Source organism: Nocardioides marinquilinus (assembly GCF_039543705.1).
Classification (GTDB): Bacteria; Actinomycetota; Actinomycetes; order Propionibacteriales; family Nocardioidaceae; genus Nocardioides; species Nocardioides marinquilinus.
In genome coordinates this window covers 207,224-228,827 of sequence record NZ_BAABKG010000006.1, presented here as the reverse complement: position 1 = coordinate 228,827, position 21,604 = coordinate 207,224, and the positions used below count along the sequence as shown (strand labels likewise).

20 protein-coding genes are annotated in these 21,604 nt (G+C 74.7%); 14 read left to right on the top strand and 6 right to left on the bottom strand.

The genetic code is table 11. The features are described from left to right. Nucleotides 1-4 precede the first annotated feature (4 nt). From ABEA04_RS20835 to ABEA04_RS20825, 3 genes are all read left to right on the top strand, one after another. On the top strand, nucleotides 5-1,978 hold the full coding sequence (locus ABEA04_RS20835; protein WP_345463483.1) for a M3 family metallopeptidase: 1,974 nt from the start codon (nucleotides 5-7) through the stop codon (nucleotides 1,976-1,978). Nucleotides 1,979-2,262: 284 nt separating this feature from the next. Then, the gene (locus ABEA04_RS20830; RefSeq protein WP_345463480.1) at nucleotides 2,263-3,024 is read left to right on the top strand and encodes a PadR family transcriptional regulator; all 762 of its coding nucleotides are present in this window, start codon (nucleotides 2,263-2,265) and stop codon (nucleotides 3,022-3,024) included. Continuing rightward, nucleotides 3,021-3,392, top strand: coding sequence for a DUF1707 SHOCT-like domain-containing protein (locus tag ABEA04_RS20825; protein ID WP_345463477.1), 372 nt, complete (start codon nucleotides 3,021-3,023; stop codon nucleotides 3,390-3,392). The genes ABEA04_RS20830 and ABEA04_RS20825 overlap by 4 nt, the downstream gene beginning before the upstream one ends. A gap of 1 nt (nucleotide 3,393) precedes the next feature. Here the strand turns inward: ABEA04_RS20825 and ABEA04_RS20820 are convergent, their stop codons facing one another. After that, nucleotides 3,394-4,356, bottom strand: a complete 963-nt coding sequence (locus ABEA04_RS20820) for an SMP-30/gluconolactonase/LRE family protein (RefSeq protein WP_345463473.1) — start codon at nucleotides 4,354-4,356, stop codon at nucleotides 3,394-3,396. 28 nt (nucleotides 4,357-4,384) lie between these two features. On the opposite strand from ABEA04_RS20820, the gene ABEA04_RS20815 reads away from it, so the two are divergent. Next, the gene (locus ABEA04_RS20815) at nucleotides 4,385-5,611 is read left to right on the top strand and encodes an acyl-CoA dehydrogenase family protein (protein ID WP_345463470.1); all 1,227 of its coding nucleotides are present in this window, start codon (nucleotides 4,385-4,387) and stop codon (nucleotides 5,609-5,611) included. A gap of 171 nt (nucleotides 5,612-5,782) precedes the next feature. Here the strand turns inward: ABEA04_RS20815 and ABEA04_RS20810 are convergent, their stop codons facing one another. After that, on the bottom strand, nucleotides 5,783-6,973 hold the full coding sequence (locus ABEA04_RS20810) for an FAD-dependent monooxygenase (RefSeq protein ID WP_345463467.1): 1,191 nt from the start codon (nucleotides 6,971-6,973) through the stop codon (nucleotides 5,783-5,785). Nucleotides 6,974-7,040: 67 nt separating this feature from the next. Here ABEA04_RS20810 and ABEA04_RS20805 point away from each other — a divergent pair, with 67 nt between their 5' ends. Genes ABEA04_RS20805 through ABEA04_RS20795 form a run of 3 tightly spaced genes read left to right on the top strand, consistent with a single transcriptional unit; the run spans nucleotide 7,041 to nucleotide 9,636 of the window. Continuing rightward, nucleotides 7,041-7,553, top strand: a complete 513-nt coding sequence (locus ABEA04_RS20805; RefSeq protein WP_345463464.1) for a MarR family winged helix-turn-helix transcriptional regulator — start codon at nucleotides 7,041-7,043, stop codon at nucleotides 7,551-7,553. A 20-nt stretch (nucleotides 7,554-7,573) separates the two neighbouring features. After that, nucleotides 7,574-8,218, top strand: coding sequence for a hypothetical protein (locus ABEA04_RS20800; protein ID WP_345463461.1), 645 nt, complete (start codon nucleotides 7,574-7,576; stop codon nucleotides 8,216-8,218). 59 nt (nucleotides 8,219-8,277) lie between these two features. Next, nucleotides 8,278-9,636 (top strand): hypothetical protein, encoded by a 1,359-nt coding sequence (locus ABEA04_RS20795; protein WP_345463458.1) that lies wholly within the window; start codon nucleotides 8,278-8,280, stop codon nucleotides 9,634-9,636. A gap of 71 nt (nucleotides 9,637-9,707) precedes the next feature. Here the strand turns inward: ABEA04_RS20795 and ABEA04_RS20790 are convergent, their stop codons facing one another. Then, nucleotides 9,708-10,760 carry a serine/threonine-protein kinase gene (locus tag ABEA04_RS20790; protein WP_345463455.1) on the bottom strand — a complete coding sequence of 351 codons (1,053 nt, stop codon included), beginning with the start codon at nucleotides 10,758-10,760 and terminating at the stop codon, nucleotides 9,708-9,710. A 172-nt stretch (nucleotides 10,761-10,932) separates the two neighbouring features. Here ABEA04_RS20790 and ABEA04_RS20785 point away from each other — a divergent pair, with 172 nt between their 5' ends. Genes ABEA04_RS20785 through ABEA04_RS20775 form a run of 3 tightly spaced genes read left to right on the top strand, consistent with a single transcriptional unit; the run spans nucleotide 10,933 to nucleotide 14,670 of the window. After that, a complete protein-coding gene (locus tag ABEA04_RS20785) occupies nucleotides 10,933-12,792 on the top strand; it encodes a phosphoenolpyruvate carboxykinase (GTP) (protein WP_345463452.1) in 1,860 nt (619 codons plus the stop codon). After that, complete coding sequence (locus ABEA04_RS20780; RefSeq protein WP_345463449.1) at nucleotides 12,789-13,730, top strand: hypothetical protein; 942 nt, start codon at nucleotides 12,789-12,791, stop codon at nucleotides 13,728-13,730. Before ABEA04_RS20785 ends, ABEA04_RS20780 begins: the two co-directional genes overlap by 4 nt. 55 nt (nucleotides 13,731-13,785) lie before the next feature. Beyond that, nucleotides 13,786-14,670 (top strand): aldo/keto reductase, encoded by an 885-nt coding sequence (locus ABEA04_RS20775; RefSeq protein ID WP_345463446.1) that lies wholly within the window; start codon nucleotides 13,786-13,788, stop codon nucleotides 14,668-14,670. A gap of 155 nt (nucleotides 14,671-14,825) precedes the next feature. Here the strand turns inward: ABEA04_RS20775 and ABEA04_RS20770 are convergent, their stop codons facing one another. Then, a complete protein-coding gene (locus ABEA04_RS20770; protein ID WP_345463443.1) occupies nucleotides 14,826-16,775 on the bottom strand; it encodes a CocE/NonD family hydrolase in 1,950 nt (649 codons plus the stop codon). Nucleotides 16,776-17,335: 560 nt separating this feature from the next. Next, complete coding sequence (locus ABEA04_RS20765; protein WP_345463440.1) at nucleotides 17,336-17,872, bottom strand: TetR/AcrR family transcriptional regulator; 537 nt, start codon at nucleotides 17,870-17,872, stop codon at nucleotides 17,336-17,338. Between the two features lie 75 nt (nucleotides 17,873-17,947). Between ABEA04_RS20765 and ABEA04_RS20760 the strand changes: the two genes are divergently transcribed. Then, nucleotides 17,948-18,640 carry a molybdopterin-dependent oxidoreductase gene (locus tag ABEA04_RS20760; protein ID WP_345463437.1) on the top strand — a complete coding sequence of 231 codons (693 nt, stop codon included), beginning with the start codon at nucleotides 17,948-17,950 and terminating at the stop codon, nucleotides 18,638-18,640. Nucleotides 18,641-18,649: 9 nt separating this feature from the next. Here ABEA04_RS20760 and ABEA04_RS20755 read toward each other — a convergent pair whose 3' ends face one another. Continuing rightward, a complete protein-coding gene (locus tag ABEA04_RS20755; protein WP_345463434.1) occupies nucleotides 18,650-19,000 on the bottom strand; it encodes an MmcQ/YjbR family DNA-binding protein in 351 nt (116 codons plus the stop codon). Between the two features lie 30 nt (nucleotides 19,001-19,030). On the opposite strand from ABEA04_RS20755, the gene ABEA04_RS20750 reads away from it, so the two are divergent. The 3 genes from ABEA04_RS20750 to ABEA04_RS20740 are packed head-to-tail and all read left to right on the top strand — an operon-like array spanning nucleotide 19,031 to nucleotide 21,571. Then, entirely contained in the window at nucleotides 19,031-19,531 is a 501-nt protein-coding gene (locus tag ABEA04_RS20750) for a GNAT family N-acetyltransferase (protein ID WP_345463431.1), read from the top strand. 4 nt (nucleotides 19,532-19,535) lie between these two features. Further along, nucleotides 19,536-20,381: an HAD-IIA family hydrolase gene (locus ABEA04_RS20745; protein ID WP_345463428.1), complete on the top strand. Its 846-nt coding sequence runs from the start codon at nucleotides 19,536-19,538 to the stop codon at nucleotides 20,379-20,381. A 41-nt stretch (nucleotides 20,382-20,422) separates the two neighbouring features. Further along, entirely contained in the window at nucleotides 20,423-21,571 is a 1,149-nt protein-coding gene (locus ABEA04_RS20740; RefSeq protein ID WP_345463425.1) for a cysteine desulfurase-like protein, read from the top strand. Nucleotides 21,572-21,604: the final 33 nt, after the last annotated feature.

Below are 21,604 nucleotides of genomic sequence, written 5' to 3'. Positions count from 1 at the left end.
CCCGGTGACCCCCGAGACCCTCGAGCCGCTGGCGCTGCCGACCACCCCCGACGCGTGGGAGGGGTGGGTCGCCGCCCGGGCCGAGACCGGCCTGGCGCGGGCGCGCGAGCTGGTCGACGGGCTGCGGCACGCGTCGTCCGGGCTCACCGCCGAGGAGGCGCTGCGCACCTGGGACGACGCCGGCCTCGCGCTCGGCGACGTGGCCGCGATGGGCTCCTTGCTGGGCAACGTGCACCCCGACGAGGGGGTGCGCACCACCGCCGAGCGCGCCGAGCAGGACGTGCACCGCGTGCTCACCGAGCTGACGCTCGACCGCGGCCTCTACGAGCTGTTCGCCGGCCTCGACCCCGACGCCGGCCGGGGCCTCGACGACCAGGGACGCCGGCTGCTCGAGAAGACGCTGCGCGACTTCACCCGCGCCGGCGTCGACCGCGACGACGACCTCCGCGCCCGCATCGCGGCGGTCAACGAGCGGCTCACCGAGGTCGACCAGGAGTTCTCCAAGCTCATCCGCGACGACGTCCGCACCGTGCGCGTCGCCCCCGAGCAGCTGGCCGGGCTGCCCGACGACTTCGTCGAGGCGCACCCGCCGGGCGACGACGGCCTGGTCACGCTCACCACCGACTACCCCGACGCGGTGCCGGTGCGGATGTTCTGCCACGACGCCGACGTGCGCCGCGCGATGCTGCACGCCTTCCTCAACCGGGGCTGGCCCGAGGCCGAGCCGCTGCTGCGCGAGATGTTCGCGCTGCGCCACGAGCTGGCCACCACGGTCGGCTACGACGACTGGCCGTCGTACGACGCCGAGGTCAAGATGATCGGCGAGGGGCCCGCCATCCCGGCCTTCATCGACCGCATCGCCGAGGCGGCCGAGGAGCCCATGCGGCGCGACCTCGCCGTGCTGCTCGAGCGCTACCGCGCCGACCACCCCGACGCCGCCCGCGTCGAGATGGCCGACGCCTCCTACTACGAGGAGCTGGTGCGCAAGGAGCGGCTGCAGGTCGACTCGCAGCGGGTGCGCACCTACTTCGCCTTCGAGAAGGTGCGCGCCGGCCTGCTCGAGGTGACCGGCCGGCTGTTCGGGCTGCGCTACGACGAGGTGCACGACGCGGCCACCTGGCACGACGACGTCACCGTCTACGACGTCGTCGACCTCGCCAGCGGCGACGGGCTCGGCCGCATCTACCTCGACCTGCACCCGCGCGAGGGCAAGTACAAGCACGCCGCGCAGTTCACGCTCACCGACGGCGTCGCCGGCCGCCAGCTGCCCGAGGGCGTGCTGGTGTGCAACTTCTCCCGCGGCCTGATGGAGCACGACCACGTCGTCACGCTGTTCCACGAGTTCGGCCACCTGGTGCACCACGTGGTCGGCGGGCACGTGGCGTGGGGCCGCTTCGCCGGCGTCGCCACCGAGTGGGACTTCGTCGAGGCGCCGAGCCAGATGCTCGAGGAGTGGGCCTGGGACGCCGGCGTCCTGCGCTCGTTCGCCACCGACGAGGCCGGCGAGCCGATCCCGGCCGACCTGGTCGAGGCGATGCGCCGCAGCGACGACTTCGGCAAGGGCTACCAGGCGCGGGTGCAGATGTTCTACGCCGCCACGTCGTACTGGTTCCACCGTGACCGGCCCGACGACCTCACCGCGCGGATGCTCGAGCTGCAGGAGCGCTACTCGCCGTGGCCCTACCTCGAGGGCACCCACTTCTACGCCTCGTTCGGCCACCTCGGCGGCTACAGCTCGGCCTACTACACCTACATGTGGTCGCTGGTGATCGCGAAGGACCTCTTCAGCGCCTTCGACGAGACCGCGCTGCCGGGCTCGCCCGGCGCGGACCCGGGTGCCGCGCCAGACGACGTCGCCCGCCGCTACCGCGACCGCGTGCTCGCCGCCGGCGGCACCGAGGACGCCGCCGACCTCGTCGCCGACTTCCTCGGCCGGCCCTACACCTTCGACGCCTACGCCGCCTGGCTCGCCCGCTGACCCCTCCCGCCCCGTCCTGACCCCTCCTGACCCGGCGTCAGCACGGGACGCCGACCGGGCCGTGACCGGGCCGGGCGCCGGTGACGGGGTCGTGTGCCCAGGAGCGGTGCCCGGACCGGTGAGGGGCACACGACCCCGCCTCCGCCGAACCCCACCCTTGTCCGGGCGTCACAGTCGACGTACGCTCGCGATATATCGCGAACGGTCGCGATACTCCGACTGTGAGAGGGGGTCTCGACATGGGACACCGAGGACGAAGCAGGCAGTGGGCCGGAGGGCCCGAGATGCCGTGGCAGGCGCGCGACGAGCACGGGGGACGCGGCGGTCACGGGCGCCACGGCCACAGCCACGGCTGGGACGGCGGGTGGGGCGGCTGGGGTGCCCCCGGCGGGCCGGGTCGCGGCGCCCCGCCGTGGCTGGCCGGGCTGTTCGGCATGCCGCAGACCGAGCGCAGCCGTAGCCCGCGGGTGCGACGCGGTGACGTGAGGTCGGCGATCGTCGACGTCGTCGCCACCGCCGGCCGCGCCGACGAGGCGATCAACGGCTACCAGGTCATCCAGCAGATCGCCGAGCGCAGCGACGGTGCCTGGCGCCCGAGCCCCGGCTCGGTCTACCCGACCATCCAGCAGCTGCACGACGAGGGGCTGCTCGAGACCGACGACGAGCGCGGACGCCGGTCCCTGCTGCTCACCGAGGCGGGTCGCCGCTACGTCGAGGAGCACGGCGCCGAGCTCGCCGCGGTGTGGGCGCCGTTCGAGCGCGCCGGCGCGCGGTCCGAGCGCTCCGACGGGTCGGACGGATCGGACGGGTCGGACGGGTCGGACGAGAAGGTCGAGGGCCCCATCGACCTCAAGGCCGAGCTCGGCCAGGTCATGCCGGCGGTCTGGCAGATCCTCAGCCAGGGCTCGCCGTCCCAGCGCCAGGCCGCGCTCGAGATCCTGGCCGACACCCGCCGCCGGCTCTACGGCGTCCTGGCCGACGGCCCCGCGGTCGACCACGACGAGGACGACGACCACGACGGGCTCGACCGGCCCGACGGACGATGACCGAGCTGCGGGTCGGCGACGCCGAGCGCGACCGCGCCGCGGCCGAGCTGGGTGAGCACTACGCCGTCGGCCGGCTCACGACCGACGAGCACGCCGAGCGGCTCGACGCGGTGTGGACCGCCCGTACCCAGGGTGACCTCGACGTCGTCTTCCACGACCTGCCGACCGCCGAGGCGACCCCGATGCGCCGGGACGGGCCCGCCGGCCCGGTCCGGGGTCCGCGGGGGTGGCGGCCGGTGCCGTTCCTGCCGCTGCTCGCGGTGCTGATCGTCGCTTCGGTGCTCACCGGCTGGCCGGTGTGGATCGCGATCTTCTTCGTCGGGTGCGGTCTCTTCTCCCGCTCCCGCCACCGCTACCGGGCGGCCTGACTCACGGCTGCGGCACCCCGTACGCCGAGTAGCGCGTGCCCGGCCTGGGCGTGGTGGTGAACCGCGCGTTCGGCAGGTAGACCCGGTCGCGCCAGCGCGCGATCGTCGTCGGCACGTCGAAGTCGGGCGAGGTCAGGAACCCGCGCTTGCTCGCGGTGCGGCCCGCGTCGTCCAGGCCCAGCAGCGCGACCTTGTTGCGGCGGTTGAGGACGACGTAGAGCAGGTCGTCCGCCGGCTGCAGCAGCATGCCGTCGCCGTTGGTCAGGCGCACGCCGCTCACCCGCACCCGCTCGGCCACGCCGGTGCGCTGGCCGCGCATCGGCACCCGGTAGAGCCTGCCGCCGGTGGACTCGACCACCAGCAGCGCCGTGCCGTCGGGGGTGCGCGAGATGCCGTTGGCGCCGAACTCGCCGGCCTCCGGCTGCCGCCACTCGCCCCGCAGGCGCAGCGTCCGCACGTCGGCGGTGCGCGGGACGCCGTCCCGGCCGAGCGGCACGCGCCACAGCCGCGGCGAGGTCGAGTCGGTGAACCAGGCGGCGCCGCGGGCGATGACGACGTCGTTGACGAAGGACTCGTCACGCGCCAGGCGCAGCGTCGACAGGACCCGGCCCGTGGCGCGGTCGACCACCCGGGCGGTACCGCTGGGGCCGCCCGCGACGTACAGCTTCGAACCCTCGGCCTTCAGCCCGACGGCCGGGACGCCCGGGCCGGGCCGCAGCCGGCGGCCCTCGCCGGTGCGCAGGTCGGCGGCGTAGATGCTGCCGTCGGCGAGCGAGCCGAAGTAGGCGGAGGGCCCGGCGATCGCGATGCCCTCGGGCTGGAAGCCGTGGGGCAGGTCGATGCGGTCGGGAGGGGCCGGGGCGGGGCCGGCGGCGACCGTGGGGACGGCGGCGCCGAGCGTGACGGCGGTGACGGCGGTGACGGCGGCGACCGTGGCGGCGACCAGACGGGGGAGGGGGCGCATGTCGCGACCGTAGGTAGTGTCCGCAGGCGTGACCACACCCCCGGCGGGCCCCTCCTTCGAGCTCGGCGAGGACCACCTCGAGCTGCGCGACTGGCTGCACACCTTCGCCGCCGACGTCATCCGCCCGGCCGCGGCCGAGTGGGACGAGCGCGAGGAGTTCCCCTGGCCGGTGCTCGAGGAGGCCGCCAGGGCCGGCGTGTACTCCCTCGACTTCTGGGCCACCCAGTCGGTCGACGAGACCGGGCTCGGCATCCCGGTCACGATGGAGGAGCTGTTCTGGGGCGACGCCGGCATCGCCCTGTCGATCGTCGGGACGACGCTCGCGGCCGCCGCGGTGAGCGGCAGCGGCACGCCCGAGCAGGTCGGCGAGTGGGTGCCGCAGATGTTCGGCGCGCCGGGCGACCTCAAGCTGGCGGCCTTCTGCTCCTCCGAGCCGGACGCCGGCAGCGACGTCGGCGCGATGCGCACCCGCGCCCGCTACGACGAGGCCACCGACGAGTGGGTGCTCACCGGCACCAAGACGTGGGCCACCAACGGCGGGCTCGCCGACGTCCACGTCGTCACCGCCGTCGTCGATCCCGAGCTGCGCACCCGCGGCCAGGCCTCGTTCGTCGTCCCGCCGGGCACGAAGGGCCTCGCCCAGGGCCAGAAGTTCGCCAAGCACGGCATCCGCGCCTCCCACACCGCCGAGGTGGTGCTCGACGACGTCCGCGTGCCCGGCCGGTGCCTGCTCGGCGGCAAGGAGAAGCTGGACGCGCGCCTCGCCCGGGCCCGCGACGGCAGCAGCGGGCGCGGCAACGCCAGCATGGCCACCTTCGAGCGCACCCGGCCCGGCGTCGGCGCGCAGGCCGTCGGCATCGCCCGCGCCGCCTACGAGGTCGCGCTCGACTACGCCCGGACGCGGGAGCAGTTCGGCAAGCCGATCATCGAGAACCAGGCCATCGCCTTCGCGCTCGCCGACATGCGCGTCCACATCGACGCCGCCCGGCTGCTGGTGTGGCGCGCGGCCTGGATGGGCCGCCAGGGCAAGGCGTTCGACGCCGCCGAGGGCTCGCAGTCGAAGCTGTACGCCGGCGAGACCGCCGTCCGCGTGACCGAGAAGGCGATGCAGATCCTCGGCGGCAACGGCTACACGCGCGAGTACCCCGTCGAGCGCATGGCCCGCGACGCGAAGATCTACACGATCTTCGAGGGCACCTCCGAGATCCAGCGGCTCGTCATCGCCCGCACCATCTCGGGCGCGCCGATCCGCTGAGCGCCGGGACCCGTCGGTCTCGAGGCTCGTCGCCAGGGCTCCTCACACCTCGACCATCGTGGAATGACGATGGTCGAGGAGCGAGGCCGGCCACGGCCGAGCCTCGAGACCTCCGCAGCGATCACGCCGACCTGAACCCACGGACCCTGAGCTCGTCGAAGGGCCGGTGGCTCAGGCCGGGATCGGCGGCAGCCCGCGGTCGTCGTCGGCCACTTGCGTGATCTTCTTCGTCAGCGGCTCGAGCAGCGAGGAGGTCAGCACCTTGTCGAAGACGTGCTTGAGCCGCAGCCCCCAGGCGGTCTGGGGGTAGGCGATCTTGTCGACGCCGGGCGGCAGCTTCTGCACCTGGTCGACCAGCGGACGCATCCACTCCTCGTAGGCGGCGAGCGCGGCCTCGTGGTCGTCGGGGTGCGCGGCGAGCTGGGCGGCGAGCACGTAGCCGCCGGTCAGCGCGAGCGAGGCGCCGCCGCCGCCCATCGGGGTCACGCACCAGGCGGCGTCGCCGGCGAGCGCGATGCGCCCGCGGTGCCAGTGCGGCATCCGGATCTGGGTGAGCGAGTCGACGTAGAGGTCGTCGGAGGCCTCGAACCCGTCGAGCACCCGCGGCGCCTGCCACCCGGCGTCGGCGAAGCGCTCGCGCAGCCGGGCCAGGGCCTCGTCGCGCTCCATCGTGGCCAGGTGCTCGCTGGGCGCGAAGGCGAGGATGGCGCGGGTCGTGCCGCGGTTGTCGGGCCGCAGGTGCACCTGGCGGCCGCCGACGGTGGTGAACCAGCGCCACCGGTCGTCGTCCGACTCGATGCGCGGGATGGTCGCGAAGGCCATGTCGATGCCGAGCTCGTGGCGGTCGACGTCGTCGAAGAGGCGGTCGCGGGTGGCCGAGCGCACCCCCTCGGCGACGACCAGCAGGTCGCAGGCGATCTCGCGACCGGCCTCGGTGACGACGGTGAGGCCGCCACCGGTCTCGTCGACGGTGCCGACCGTGTCGCCGAAGACCAGCTCGACCCGGCCGTCGGGCCCCGACGGCAGGGCGTCCCGGACGGCGCCGGCCAGGTCGCCGCGCAGCACCTCCAGCTCGGCGGTGGCGCCGTCCGGGCCGTCGGACGGCAGCTCGGCGCGCACGTCGCCGTGCTCGTCGACGAGCACGGTGCCGGTCTCGGTCGTGTTGAGCGCCTTGACCTGCTGGAACAGGCCCATGCGGTCGAGCACCTCGCGGGCCACGCCGCGCACGTCGACGTTCTGGCCGCCGTCACGGAACGCCTCGGCCTTCTCGAGCACGGTCACCTCCCACCCGGTGCGGGCCAGCCAGAAGGCGGCGGAGAGGCCGGCGATGCTCGCGCCGGAGACGAGGGCGTGGCGGGTCATGGGTGATCCGATCGAGACGTAGGATTGCTTTGTGACAAAGGTAGATGGGGAGTCCAGGCCCCAACGGGTGAGGGACGCCGACCCGCTCACCGAGCCGTGGGACGACGTCCGCGTCGGCCTGATGCACCGGCTCAACGACTGGGCGGTCGGTCACGCCGAGGTCAACCGGCAGCTCGCCGACTGGATCGGCCTGCCCACCTCCGACGCCGTCGCCCTCGGCCACCTCGTGTGGGCCGCCGAGGCCGGCGACCCGCTCAGCCCGGCCGGGCTGATGCGACGCATCGGCCTCACCTCGGGCGCCACCACGTTGCTCGTCGACCGGCTCGAGGCCGCCGGTCACGTGGCCCGCAGCCGCGAGAGCGCCGACCGCCGCCGCGTCACCCTGCGCCCGACGCCGTCCGCCCGCGCCGGGGTGCGCGACTTCCTCGCCGCCGCGGGGGCCGAGACCGCCGCCGTGCTGCGCGAGACGCCGGCCCACGACCTCGCGGTGGCGACCGCCGTCCTCGAACGGCTCGGCGCGGCGAACGCCGCCGCCGTCGTGCGGCTGCGATCGCACGCGAGGGTGAGTGCCGCGTCGTAGCCGCCTGCGACCGTGGAGGCATGAGCGCAGCAGCCGGACGTCGTCGCGTCAGCTTCCGGGGTCGCATCGCGGGCACCGGGTCGACCAGCGGGGTGCGGATCGTCGTGGGCCGGTGGGAGGAGAGCCCGCTGGGCTCGTTCGCCGACGCCATGGTCGAGCGCCCCGACGGGCACCGCATGCTGATCGCGCCGAACCCCGACGTGGTGCGGTTCGTGGCCGCCACCTACGTCTTCGACGAGGTGCGGGTCGAGCCGATCACGGCGACCAAGACCGGCACCGGCTGGGCGGTGCGCTCGGACTCGCTCGAGCTCGACCTCGAGTTCGGCCGCCCCACCTTGCTCGGCCGGCTGCTGCGGCTCGTGCCGCGGCGCGTGGCCGAGGCGCCGTGGTGGTGCGCCGCCACCGACCCGATCGCGCGCGTGGTCATGCGGGGTGTGCGCACCAAGGGCGTCATCGGCGAGCGCCGCGAGTGGTACGGCGCCACCGGCCACCGGAAGGTCGTGGCGGCGTCCGGCTCGTTCGAGGGCACCAGCCTGGGCGCGATGGCCGACGTGCTGCCGGCGCCGCGGTTCGGGTTCTCCTCCACCCCGCCGAGGCCGTCGGTCACCGACGTGGTCACCACGATCGAGCTCGACGACGGCGTGCCGCTCGTCGGACCGGCCTGACGTCGTCGTGCTCCGGCGGCGACGGGTGGCGACGTCCGGCGCTGGGTAGGGTCCGCGGCGTGACCCGCCGGCCCGCGCTCGTGCTCGCCGCGCTGGTCGTCGCCCTCGGCCTGCCGGTGCTCGGCGCGACCCCCGCGTCGGCCGACATCGCGCTGCCCGGCGTCCCGATCGAGCAGCCGAGCACCGACCCGAGCGAGCCGCTGCCGCTCGAGGCGGGCACGTGGACCGACACGCTCCAGGGGGCGCAGGGTGCGGCCGACAGCGCCCACCAGTTCGTCTACCGCCGCACGATGCGTGCCAGCACCGTCTTCATCGGCGTGACCGGCGCCAACTCCGTCGAGAACGACCGCGTCGACGTCGTCGCCTCGCTGCCCAGCGGTGAGGAGTGCGCCAGTGACTACTCCGAGTCGGGCTACGAGAACGCCTTCGGCAGCTTCGGCGCCCGGCTCTACATCGGCCCCGACGAGCCCAACGACGGCGACTCCGCCTGCCTGGTGGCCGACGAGCTGCGGTTCACCGTCTCCCGCGGCACGAAGAACGTCTCGTCGCCGGTGCCGGTCTCGATCCGCATCGTGGAGGAGGCGCCGACGACCTCCGACGTCACCACGCTGCCCGCCCAGCCCGAGACGCCGCGGGTCGAGGTGCCCGACGTGCCGGAGGGCGACGACCTGGTCGGCGCCGACACCTTCGAGGACGCCCGCTACCTCGACGACGGCAGCTACCGGACGACGGTCGGCGAGGGCGAGCAGAAGTTCTGGCGGGTGCGGCTCGGGTGGGGCCAGCAGCTCTCGACCCGGCTGCGGCTGCCCGCCGCGGACGACGCGACGCTCGAGCGGATCGGCGGGTTCGGCCCCAACGTCGAGCTGGTGCTGGTCGACCCGCTGCTCAACACCTTCCGCGAGGGCGTCGAGGACGCCGTGACCTCGGGCGACTACGGCGACGAGCCGGTCACGATGCGCGACGGCACGTCGCCGGTGGCCTACGACAACCGCTTCGGCGACGGCGTCGCCATCCTGCCCGGCGACTACTGGGTCACCGTGAGCGTCGACGCTCCCGACGACCGGGCCCCGATCGAGGTGCCGATGCAGCTCGAAGTGCAGGTGCTCGGCGAGCCGGGCGCCGGCGCCCCGGCCTTCCCGGCCACGGTGCAGAGCCCCACCGGCGACGCCGGACCCGACGGCTACGCCGCCGACACGCCCTACCTCGTCTCGCCCGGCACCTTCGCCGCCGACGTCTCCGGCAGCACCGACGCACCGGAGCCGGAGGACGACGGCGAGGCCTCCGACGGGTCGGCCACCGACGACGCCGCCGCGGACGACGACACCACCCGCCGCGTCGCCGGCCTCGGCGCCGGCGCCCTCGGCCTCGCCTGCTGCGCCGCCGGCGTCCTCCTGCTCGCCCGCCGCCGCCGGGGGTAGTCCCTGACGAAAAGGTCGCGAAATCGCCGATTTTCACGACCACTTCGTCAGGGACTACCGCGCCGGGCGCCTCAGCCGAGCAGCAGGAACGCGGCGACGACGAGAGCGACGAGCCCCACGAGCAGCAGCAGGACGCCGGGCACGGCCGAGGGGCGACCGCCGCGGGGCGTCGGGGCGGGGCGGGGGCCCTCGCCGGTGTTGACGCGCGTCATCGGCGGGGCGGGCGGCGCGGACGGCGGCGGGGTGGACGGCGGCGGGCCCGGTCGCACCAGGCCGGCGGTGGGCGCGGCGCTGAAGCGGTCGGGCACGGTGGGCTCGTCGTGGGCCTGGGTGAGGTCGAGCAGCCCGGACGCCGTCAGCATCCGCCGCAGCGCGGACGCCGACTCGGGGCGCCGCTGGACGTCGGCGGGCGTGGCCGCCGCGACCAGGTCGAGCAGCGCGTCGCGCTCGCGCTCGCCGGTGCGCAGCGCGTCGAGGTCGGGCTCGGTCGAGGCCGGCGGCCGCTCGCCGGTCAGCATCTCGAGCGCCACCCGGCCCACCGAGAACAGGTCGGCGCGCGGGTCGGGGTCGGCGCCGTGCCACTGCTCGGGCGCCATGTAGCCCGGCGTCCCGAACGACATCGACGCCTGCGTCATGCGCGGCTGGTCGACCGGCGCGGCGATGCCGAAGTCGGTCAGGCGCAGGTGGGGCACGTCGCCGACGGCGGGGTCGTGCGGGTCGAGCAGCAGGTTGCCGGGCTTGACGTCGCGGTGCACGATGCCGGCGCCGTGCACGGCCTCGAGCGCCTGCAGCAGCTGGTCGGTCAGCGTCGCCACCCAGCGCACCGGCAGCGGCCCGCGCTCGTGCACCAGGTCGGCCACCGACCCGCCGCGCACCAGCGGCATGGTGAACAACACCCGGTCGTCCATGCCGGCCCAGCCGAGCGGCGTCACCACGTGGGTGTGGTCGATGCGCATCGACTGCTCGCGCATGAACCGCAGCAGCGACGCGGCGTCCGACTGCCGCAGGATCTTGGCCGCCTTGACCTCGCCGTCGTCGCGGTCGTGCACCCGCCAGATCGTGCCCATGCCGCCGGTGGCCACGGGGTCGAGCAGCTCGTAGCGGCCCGCGAAGACCTCACCCACGGCGTCCGCTCCCCATGGACGCCGAGGGTACGGCTCCCCGCCCCGCGGCACCCCTCCGACCTGGAACGATCCAACCGGCGCGGGCCCACGCGACGTCGTGCGGCGTGGGTAGGTTGACCGCCACACACGGCCGGATGGGTGGTCCGGGCGGCGCTGCGAAGGGTGGTCGACCATGGGCGGTCTCGACGGAGCGGAGGTCGAGCGGGTGCTCGACGCGGCGGGGGTGCGCAACCCGCACGTGCGCGAGTACGTCGCCCACTGGGCGGGCATCACCGAGCCCGACCGCGTCGAGGTGGTCGACGCCGCCGACGACGCGCGGCTGGTCGCCGAGGCCCTGGACGCCGGCGAGCTGCTCCCCGCCGGGGAGGGCCGCTACTACTCGCGCAGCTACCGCAAGGACACCGCGAGGTCGGAGGAGCGCACCGTCGTCGCGACCGGCGACCCGGCCGACCGCGGCGTCTACAACAACTGGCACGACGCCGAGGAGATGACGGCCGCGCAGGTCGAGCGCATGCGCGGCCAGTCCCGCGGGAAGACGATGTACGTCGTCCCCTACCTGATGGCGCCCCCCGGCTCGCCGCTGGAGGCCTGGGCCGCCGGGGTCGAGCTCACCGACAACCGGCCGGTCGTGCTGCACATGATCCGCATGGCGCGGGTCGGCGTGGCCCACCTCGAGCAGCTCGCCGACCCGACGACGTTCGTGCGCGCCGTCCACGTCACCGGCGACCTCGAGAACCTCGGCCAGGGCACCGACGACGACCAGCGCTGGTTCGTCACCGTCGCCGACCGGCGCACGATCCTGCACTTCGGGTCGTCGTACGGCGGCAACGCGCTGCTCGGCAAGATCGCCCACGGCCTGCGGCAGGCCTGCTACGACGGCCGCGCGTCGGGCCGGTTCCTGGCCGAGCAGTTCATGCTGCTGGGCATCACCGACAAGCAGACCGGGCGCACCTACCACGTGTGCGGCGGCTTCCCGAGCGCCTCCGGCAAGACCAACCTGGCGATGACGCTGGCCCCCGACGCGCTGGGCGAGCGCTACCACGTCTCGTTCTACGGCGACGACATCGCCTGGCTGTGGGTCGACGACGACGGCCGGGTGCGCGGCATGAACCCCGAGTTCGGCGTCTTCGGCGTCGCGAAGGACACCAACGAGCTCACCAACCCCGGCGCGCTGCGCTCGATCGGGCCCGGCAGCGGCGCCATCTTCACCAACGTCGCCTACCACCCGCAGACCCAGGAGGTCTGGTGGGAGGGCCGCACGCCCGAGCCGCCGGCCGACGTCACCGGGTGGGAGGACTGGACGGGCACGCCGATCGCCGACCGCGAGGAGGGCGACACCTCGCCCTGGGCGCACCCCAACAGCCGGTTCACCACCACGCTCGCCAACGTGCCGAACATCGCCGACGACCACGACGACCCGGCCGGGGTGCCGATCGACGCCATCATCTTCGGCGGCCGCACCCGCGACCGCGAGCCGCTGGTGCGGGCCGTCGACGACCTCGCCGAGGGCGTCTACGACGGGCTGACGCTGGGGGCCGAGGCCACCTTCGCCGCCGACGGCCTCGACGGGCAGCTGCGCTACGACCCGATGTCGATGCGGCCGTTCCTGGCCTACGGCGAGGGCGACTACGCCGCGCACTGGCTGCGCATCATCGGCGCGGCCACGCACCAGCCGGTCTTCGCGCACGTCAACTGGTTCCAGCGCGACCTCACCGAGGGCGGTGGCGGCCGGTTCCTCTGGCCGGGCTACCGCGAGAACCTCCGCGCGCTGCTGTGGCTCGCGGCTTACCAGCGCGGCGAGGCGAGCGGACGCCGGACGCCGGTGGGCGTCGTCCCCACCGCCGACGAGCTCGACCTCACCGGGCTCGACCTGCCCCAGGCCGACCTCGACCGGCTGCTGGGCATCGACGTCGAGCGGTGGAGGCAGGAGATGGGCTTCCGCCAGGAGCACCTCGAGCAGTTCGACCGGCTGCCCCAGCCGATCTGGGAGGCCCACCGCCGGGTGGCGGCCGCGCTCGAGGCCGAGCGATGAGGCGGACGACGCGGCTCGGCGTCGCGGGCGTGCTGACGCTGGGCGTCGCGCTCGCGGGCTGCAGCGACGGTGGCGACGGTGGCGACGGCGGCGGTGGCGGCGGTGGTGCGGGCGGGGACGACGGCGTCAGCGCGGCGCTCGAGCGGCTGCCGGCCCCGTCGGGCGACGGCCAGGTGATCGTGCGCTACACCGACCTGGCGGCGGTGCGCGAGGCCAACGGCCTCGACGTGCCCGACGTCGGCGACCCCGAGGCGGTCAGCGCGTTCGTGCGCGCGACGGCCGACCTCGAGGACGGCGCCGCGGCCTACGCGCTGCCCACCGCGCTCGACGAGGTCAGCCCGCCCGACGAGTCCGTCGACCGGTACGGCTTCTCCTGGGTGCAGGCCGACCTCGTGGTCGGCGTCCAGTCCGGGGCCCCGGCTCTCGCCTCGTACGCCTTCGCCGACGACGTCGAGGCGCCCGACGACCTGGTCGAGACCGGCACGGACAGCGTGCTCGGCGTGTCCGAGGAAGGGCCGTTCCTCGCCGTCGACGGCTCGCGCGCCGCCGTCACCGTCGACGAGCCGCTCGCCCAGGCCTGGCTCGACCCCGACGCGACCCTGGCCGACGACGACGTGCTCGCCGACCTCGCTGCCGCCCTCGACGACGAGGGCGCGATCACCGCGCAGCTCTCGACCCTCGGCGACGACCAGGCGGTGGGCATCGGGCTGTCGGTCGAGGACGGCCGTCCGGCGTTCGCCGTCGCCTACCGGCTCGCCTCCGACGAGGCGGCCGAGGGGGCGGTCGACCAGCTGCGCCGGGAGTACGCCGACGTCGACGAGCTCGAGGTCGACGACGTCGAGGCCGACGGGAGCGTCGTCACGGTGACGGGCCGGTCCGACGAGGTGTCGGCTCCGATCCGGCTCTACAACAACTTCGGCCTGCCGGTCCCCGGCTGAGCCCGCCGGGGCCCACCACCCTCCCGGGGGTTGGCGGGTCCGGTAGACCCGAAGCGTGAAGACACGACACATCGGCAACGACACCGTCGGCCGCGTCGAGGTGGGCGCGATCGGCCTCGGCCTCATGACCTTCGACCAGAGCGGCACCCAGCCGCGCGAGCAACTGGCCGACACCGTGCGTGCGGCGCTCGACGCCGGCGTCACGCTCTTCGACACCGCCGACGCCTACGGGCCCGGCGAGGAGAAGGGCGAGGGCGCCCAGGGCGAGAACGAGCGCCTCATCGCGAGCCTGCTCGACGAGCTCGGCGTGCGCGACCAGGTGCTGCTGGCCACCAAGGGCGGCCACGTGCGCACCGACGGCGGCGGCTGGGACACCGACAGCTCGGCCGACCACCTGCGCCAGGCCGTCGACGCCAGCCTCGGAAGGCTCGGCGTCGAGCAGATCGCGCTGTGGCAGCACCACCGCCCCGACCCGAAGGTGCCCTACGAGGACGTCGTCGGCACGCTCAAGGAGATCGCCGACTCGGGCAAGGTGGCCCGCATCGGCCTCTCGAACGCGAACCCGGAGCAGATCCGGCTCGCGCACTCGGTGCTCGGCGACGCGCTGGTGAGCGTGCAGAACCAGTTCTCGCCGGCCTTCCGCAGCAGCAGGCCCGAGATCGACGTCTGCACCGAGCTCGGCCTGGCGTTCCTGCCGTGGAGCCCCCTCGGCGGCCTCGGCGACGCCAAGGACCTCGCCGAGAAGCACCCGGCCTTCGCGCGCACCGCCGAGCAGCGGGGCGTCAGCGCCCAGCAGGTCGCCCTGGCGTGGGAGCTCGCCCAGTCGCCGATCGTCATCCCGATCCCCGGCGCCAAGCGCCCCACGTCGATCACCGACTCCGCCGCCGCCGCCGACCTCGAGCTCACCGCCGACGAGCTCGCCGCCCTCGACGCCGACTGATCGCTCCGATTCCGGCGGTGGCGTCGGAGTCGGCCGAGAACGTCAGGAGTCACCGGGTCACCGGTGACTCCTGTCGTTCTCAGGTGTTGCAACGGCCGAGAAGGTCAGGAGTCACCGGATCACCGGTGACTCCTGCCGACTGGGAGCCGACCTGATCAGTACGGCAGCACGAACCCGCGGGTCGGGGGTGCGACGGTGCCGCGGGGCAGCGAGCCACGCTCGGGCAGCCAGCCGGGGGTGCGGGCGCCGGTGCTCTTCGACGCCGCCGCCTTCACCGCGCCGGGCACGCTGAACGACGTCCGGGCGAGGTCGAGGGTGTAGCGCGAGGTCGGGCTGGTGTCGACGTTGCGCAGCCGGCTCGGGGCGGCGGCGACGACCACGAGGCCGAGGCGGTGGCCCTTCTCGACGATGGTGTCGTCGGGGTCCATGCGCACGGTGACGTCGTGGACGCCGGCGCCGTCGAGGCGGGCCCAGCCGCGGCCCAGCACCTGCAGCGGCGTGGTGCCGATGTTGCGCTGCACCTCGAAGTAGCAGCCGTCGTCGTACGACGTCGAGGCGCCGTAGCAGGACTCCTGCTCGGTGGTCACCGCTCCGTCGCCGCCGGCGAGCACGCGACGTCCGAGGCCGTAGTCGACCAGCATGACGCCGACCTGGCCGGTGGGCACCTCGGTGGTGACCCGCAGCGTCGCGGTGGCCTCGCCGCTCACCCGGGTGTCGGCTGCCAGCGGGCCGGTGGCGAACAGCAGCCGCCGCGCCTCGTTGCCGGCGCTCAGGGCGTTGGCCTCGCTGAGGTTGGGGTCGTTGACCCACGACGCGGTTCCGCTGCCGGCGGCGCCGGCGACCATGCGGCCGTCGGCGCGCGGGGTGAAGGTGGTGCTCGGCCCGGCCGGCCAGCGGGCGGCGGTGACCCACGAGTTCGGCTTCGTCTCGATGTCGACCGCCGGCTCCTGCTTGATGCCGTTGCCCATGCCCATCAGCTGGTTGTCGAACCAGCGGTGCAGCGTGCGCACCCAGCGGGCGCGGTCGGTGTCGAACGGGTCGACGTGGCCCACGCGGGTCAGCCACATCTTGCGCGTGACGCCCGCGCGGCCGAGCGCCCGCCACCAGCGCGAGAAGTTGCGGGTCTTGACGTTGGTGTCCTGCAGGCCGTGGTAGACGAACACGCTCGCGCGCACCTTGCTCGCGTCGGTGTAGGAGCCGTCGCGGTGGTCGCGCTCGGCCCAGAACGCGTCGTACTTCCCGGTCTCGTCGCCGTCCTCGGCGTCGAGGCGGGCGAGGGTGGCGGTGCAGTCGACCTGCTCGGTGCGGTTGGCCATGACGCGGCTCGAGAGGCCCGAGGGATAGTTCCAGCTGAACGGCAGGCCCTGCGAGCGGTCGTAGTCGTACCACGAGCTGATCGCCGAGATCGGCACGATCGTCTTCAGGCCCTGCACGCCGGTGGCGGCGACGCCGTTGGCCAGGGTGCCGTCGTAGGACTTGCCGATCATGCCGGTCTTGCCGTTGGTCCAGTCGGCGACGACGGGCTCGCCGTCGGCGTCGACCGCCGTGGCGTTGCCGTTGAGCCACTGGACGACGGCCTTGACCGACCCGACGTCGCTGACGCCGCCCTGGTCGACGCAGCCGGTGCTGCGCGCCGTCCCGGCGACGTCGACGGCGACGAAGGCGTAGCCGCGCGGCACGAAGTAGTTGTCGTAGAACAGCGGGAACAGCTCGGGCGTGCCGTCCTCGGCGTAGGACTTGAACTCGCCCTCGTTGCCGCGGCCGACGCTGAGGTAGTAGGGGCTGGCGTCCATGATCACCGGCACCTTGGTGCCGGCGGCCGCGGCCTCGCGCGGCCGGATGATGTCGGCGGCGATCGAGTCGCGCTCGCCGTCGCCGTCGAAGTCGGGCGCCGAGACGTAGACGGTCTCGCGGACGGCGTTGCCGTAGCTGTAGACGGGCGCGGTGACGCCGTTGCGCAGCACCGGCTTCGCGGCGGGGGCCTCCGCGGGGGCCGCGGCGGCGGGGTCGGGGGCGGGCGCGGCGGTGGCGCCGGGCAGCTGGGTGGGGAGCACCAGGGCGGCCAGGGCCAGGCCGGCTGCGGGGAGGGCGATGCGGCGGGACACGTGGTCTCACTCTCGGTCGGCTGGGGTCGGGGGGACGACGACACGCAGGCGGCCTCGCAGGGGGTGGCCGAGTCCACCGCGCTCAACCCAATCGGCCCCCGCCCCGACCGTCAAGGAGCCCTCGCCCGCCGTGGACGCCGCCGGGTCTCGACTGGTCCACGATGGTCGAGGTGCGAGGCCGGCCACGGCCGAGCCTCGAGACCCCGCAGGGTCGACGCGAAGGTTCCCGTGGAGGGCCGGTGGTCTCGAGGCTCGTCGCCAGGGCTCCTCGCACCTCGACCATCGTCAGCGCCGGCCCCTCACGGTGGTCGAGGTGCGAGGCCGGCCACGGCCGAGCCTCGAGACCCCGCAAGGTCGTCGCGAAGGTTCTCGTGGAGGGCCGGTGGTCTCGACGACGCTCGTTCCTCGCTGCTCGACCGCCGGAGTCGGTCCCACCGGTGGTGGTCGACGCGGAGGTCCCCGTGGAGGGCCGGTGGTCTCGAGGCTCGTCGCGAGGCCGGCCACGGCCGAGCCTCGAGACCCGCGACTCCCCGCCCGCACGCTCGCGGAGCCGGACCCGGTCAGGCCAGCAGGTGGCGCAGGGCGGCGGCGGTGACGGCCGGGCGGGTGCGGCGTCCGTGGGTGGCGGCGACGAGCGACTCGCCCACGAACAGCGTCAGCACCAGCAGGCAGCGTCCCTCGACGTCGGCGGGGCCGGCGCAGAACTCGGCGAACAGCGGCCGCAGGTAGGCCGTCCGGCGGTCGTCGACGCGGGCGACCCGTTCGGCGACGGCCGGGTCGCGGCGGGCCCAGTCGCGCACGGCGACCTCAAGCCCGAGCAGCCCGTCGGCGTCCGCGGCACGGAACAGCCGACGCAGCCGGGCACGACCTTCACCGCCGCCGTGGTCGGCCGCCTCGATCGTCCGGTCGACCAGGGTCGCCTCCCAGTGGTCGAGCATCGCGTCGAGCAGGGCGCGCCGGTCGCGGAAGTGCCAGTAGAAACCGCCCTTGGTCACGCGGAGGCTCCCGGCGAGCGCCTCGATGCGGACGGCGTCCGGTCCGCCGGCGGCGAGCGCCGACAGTCCGGCCTCGACCCAGCTCTCCCGTGGCGTGCGCACCTTCGCCGGCACCCGGCACCCCGCTCTCGTTGACGTCGAGCGCAAGCATACGGCACCGTATCCATACGTTGCCGTATGGAAAGGGTAGTGAACGTGCTCGAGCTGCCACCGGGCCAACGGGCCGTCGAGGGGTTCCCGCGGTTCGGGGTCGACACCCGTCGTCCGCCACCGCGGGCGCCCGACGGCGCCGTGGTCGAGCTGACCGGACCGTTCGCGCGGCGCGTGGTGCTCGACGGGGCCACCCTGGCCGGCCTGCCCCGCCGCGAGGTCGAGGCCGCCTTCCACTGCGTCGCCGGCTGGTCGGCGCTCGGGCTGCGGTGGGAGGGCGTGCGCGTGCGCGACGTGTGGGAACAGGTCGTCGCGCCGGCGCTCGTCGCGGAGGCCGAGGTGCGCTGGCTCGTGCTCGTCGGCCGCGACGGCTACCGCTCGATCGTGCGGCTCGACGACGCGCTCGCGGACGACGTCCTGCTGGCCGACCGGCTCGACGGCGCGCCGCTGCCGCCCGAGCACGGGGCCCCGCTGCGGCTGGTCAGCCCGGGCCAGTACGGCTACGTGAACACCAAGCACCTGTGCCGCATCGAGCTGCACCGCCGCGAGCCGGTGGCGTTCCTCCACCCCGCGCGGGCGGTGCAGTGGGCGCTCATGGCCGTGCGGCCGCACCCCCGCGCCCGGGTGGCCCACGAGGAGCGGCACCGCTTCGTGCCGGGGCCGGTGGCGCGGCGTCTCTACCGGCTCGTCCGGCTGCCGGCCGCGCGGCTAAGGGAGTGAGCGGTGCGCTCAGGCCGGCAGGACGTCGTCCCGCTCGTCGACCAGCGCGGACGGCGCGGTGAGCCGCCACGCCTCGAAGACCAGCTCGGCCAGCTCGTCGCGCTCGACGCCGGCGAGCAGCGCCACGACCCACCCGAAGCCGCCGGCGGTGAACTGCTCCTCGAACACCTCGGGCCGCTCGGCCACCAGCGCCTGCTGCTCGGCGATCGTCTGCTTGAGCCCGGCGGTGCCGGTGCGCGGCCACACGTAGCCGAAGGTGCGGCCCGCCACGGCGAGCTTGCGGTAGCGGTCGTGGTCGGTGACCGTGACGGCGGGCAGCTGGCCGACGAGGTCGAGGACGTCGGTGATCGTGGTGCCCACGCCCGCAGGCTAGGGGTCGCCGCCGACGCCGTGGCCGTGACGCGGGCCGGCCCGGTCGACGCCGCGCTGACCGACCTGGCCGACCTCCTCGCGCGGTCGTCGTCCGAGTCACGGGCCTCGCGCTTCCTCACCGGGACGTCGCGCACCCCCGGCCCCCGCTTCGTGCGGCGGCTGCTCGACGTGCCCGGCGGCGGCGCGCTGCTGGCGCGGGTCGGCGGCGAGGCGGTCGGCCACGCGATGTGGGCTCCGGTGCCCGGCCGCGAGACGGACGAGGGGCCGGCCGTCGAGGTCGCGCTGCTGGTGCGCGACGACCACCACCGCCGCGGCGTCGGCGCCCGCCTGCTCGACGAGCTCGGCGCCTGGCTGCTCGAGGTCGGTGTGCTCCGGGTGCGCGTGACGACCCTCGCCTCGAACGCCGGCGTGCTCGCCCTGGTGCGCCGCGACGCGCCCGACGCGAGCATCGTCCGCGACGGCCCCGAGCTCACCTTCACCCTCGACCTGCACCGGGTGGTCGCGCGTCGGTCACACTGAGCCCATGACCCTGCGACCGGTCGAGACCTGGCTGACCGACATGGACGGCGTCCTGGTGCACGAGGAGGTCCCGATCCCGGGGGCCACCGAGTTCATCGACGCGCTCAAGGAGTCGGGGCTGCAGTTCCTGGTGCTGACCAACAACTCGATCTACACCCCGCGCGACCTGCGGGCGCGGCTGCTCGGCAGCGGCATCGACGTGCCCGAGACCGCCATCTGGACCTCGGCGCTGGCCACCGCGCAGTTCCTCGCCGACCAGCGCCCGCACGGCACGGCGTACGTCGTCGGCGAGGCCGGGCTCACCACCGCGCTGCACGACGTCGGCTACGTGATGACCGACCGCGACCCCGACTACGTCGTCCTCGGCGAGACCCGCACCTACAGCTTCGAGGCGATCACCCGGGCGATCCGGCTCGTCGACGCCGGGGCCCGGTTCATCGCCACCAACCCCGACCCCAGCGGCCCGAGCCAGCAGGGGATGCTGCCCGCCACCGGCGCGGTCGCGGCCCTCATCACCGCCGCCACCGGCCGCACGCCCTACTACGTCGGCAAGCCCAACCCGCTGATGATGCGCAGCGCCCTCAACCGGCTCGACGCGCACTCGGAGTCGACCGTGATGGTCGGCGACCGCATGGACACCGACATCGTCAGCGGCCTCGAGGCCGGCCTGCGCACCGTGCTGGTCACCACCGGCTCCACCCGCCCCGAGGACGTCGAGCGCTTCCCCTACCGGCCCACCCGCGTCGTCGACTCGATCGCCGACCTGGTCGCGATGGTCGGCTCGCCCGCCCGCGGCGAGCACGGGATCGACGCCGGGCACGACTCCGGCGAGGGGCACGGCGAGGGCTGACCCCGGGCCGCCGTCCGGGCGGGGGCTGGCAGCATCGGGGCATGGACGTCGAGAAGATCCGCTCCCGCTTCCCCGCGCTGGCCGACGGGCTCGCCCGCTTCGACGGCCCCGGCGGCTCGCTGGTGCCCGACGACGTCGCGCAGGCCGTCGCCACCGCGATGACCTCCGGCATGTGCCAGCGCGGCGCCGTCACCGCGCCCGAGCGGCTCACCGAGGCCACCGTCGCCGACGCCCGCGGGGCGATGGGCCGGTTCCTGGGCTCCGACCCGCGCGGCGTGGTCTTCGGTCGGTCGATGACCGCGCTGACCATGGACCTCGCCCGCACGATCGCGAAGGACTGGGGCCCCGGTGACGAGGTCGTCGTCACCCGCCTCGACCACGACTCCAACGTCCGGTCGTGGGTGATCGCGGCCGAGCGGGCGGGCGCCACGGTGCGCTGGCTCGGCTTCGACCCCGAGACCGCCGAGCTGGACGACGTCGCCACGGTCCTCTCCGAGCGCACCCGGCTGGTGGCCGTCACCGCGGCGTCGAACCTGTTCGGCACCCGGCCCGACGTGCGGGCGATCGCGGACGCCGCCCACGCCGTCGGCGCGCTGGTCTACGTCGACGCCGTCCACCTGGCCGCGCACGCGCCGGTCGACCGGGTCGCGCTGGGCGCCGACCTCGTCGCCTGCTCGCTCTACAAGTTCTTCGGCCCGCACTGCGGGGTCGTGGCCGCCGACCCCGCGCTGCTCGAGACGCTGCGCCCCGACAAGCTGCTGCCGAGCTCGGACGCCGTCCCCGAGCGGTTCGAGCTCGGCACGCTGCCCTACGAGCTGCTGGCCGGCACGACCGCGGCGGTGGAGTTCATCGAGGCGCACGGCGGCATGGCGGCGCTCGAGGAGCACGAGGAGGGGCTGCTCGCCCGGCTGCTCGACGGCCTGGCCGGCCTCGACCACGTCACCGTGCTCGGCCGCCCGCGCCACCGCACCCCGACGGTGCTGCTGCACGTCGACGGCCACACGCCCGACGAGGCGCGGCTGCGGCTCGCCGAGCACGGCGTCATCGCCCCCGCCGGCAGCTTCTACGCCATCGAGGCCGCCCGCCACGCCGGCCTCGGCGACGCCGGCGGCGTCCGCGTCGGCCTGGCGCCCTACACCGGCACCGACGACGTCGACCGCCTGCTCGCCGGCCTCGCCGCCCTCGCCTGACACCACACGGACCCTGAGCTCGTCGAGGGGCCC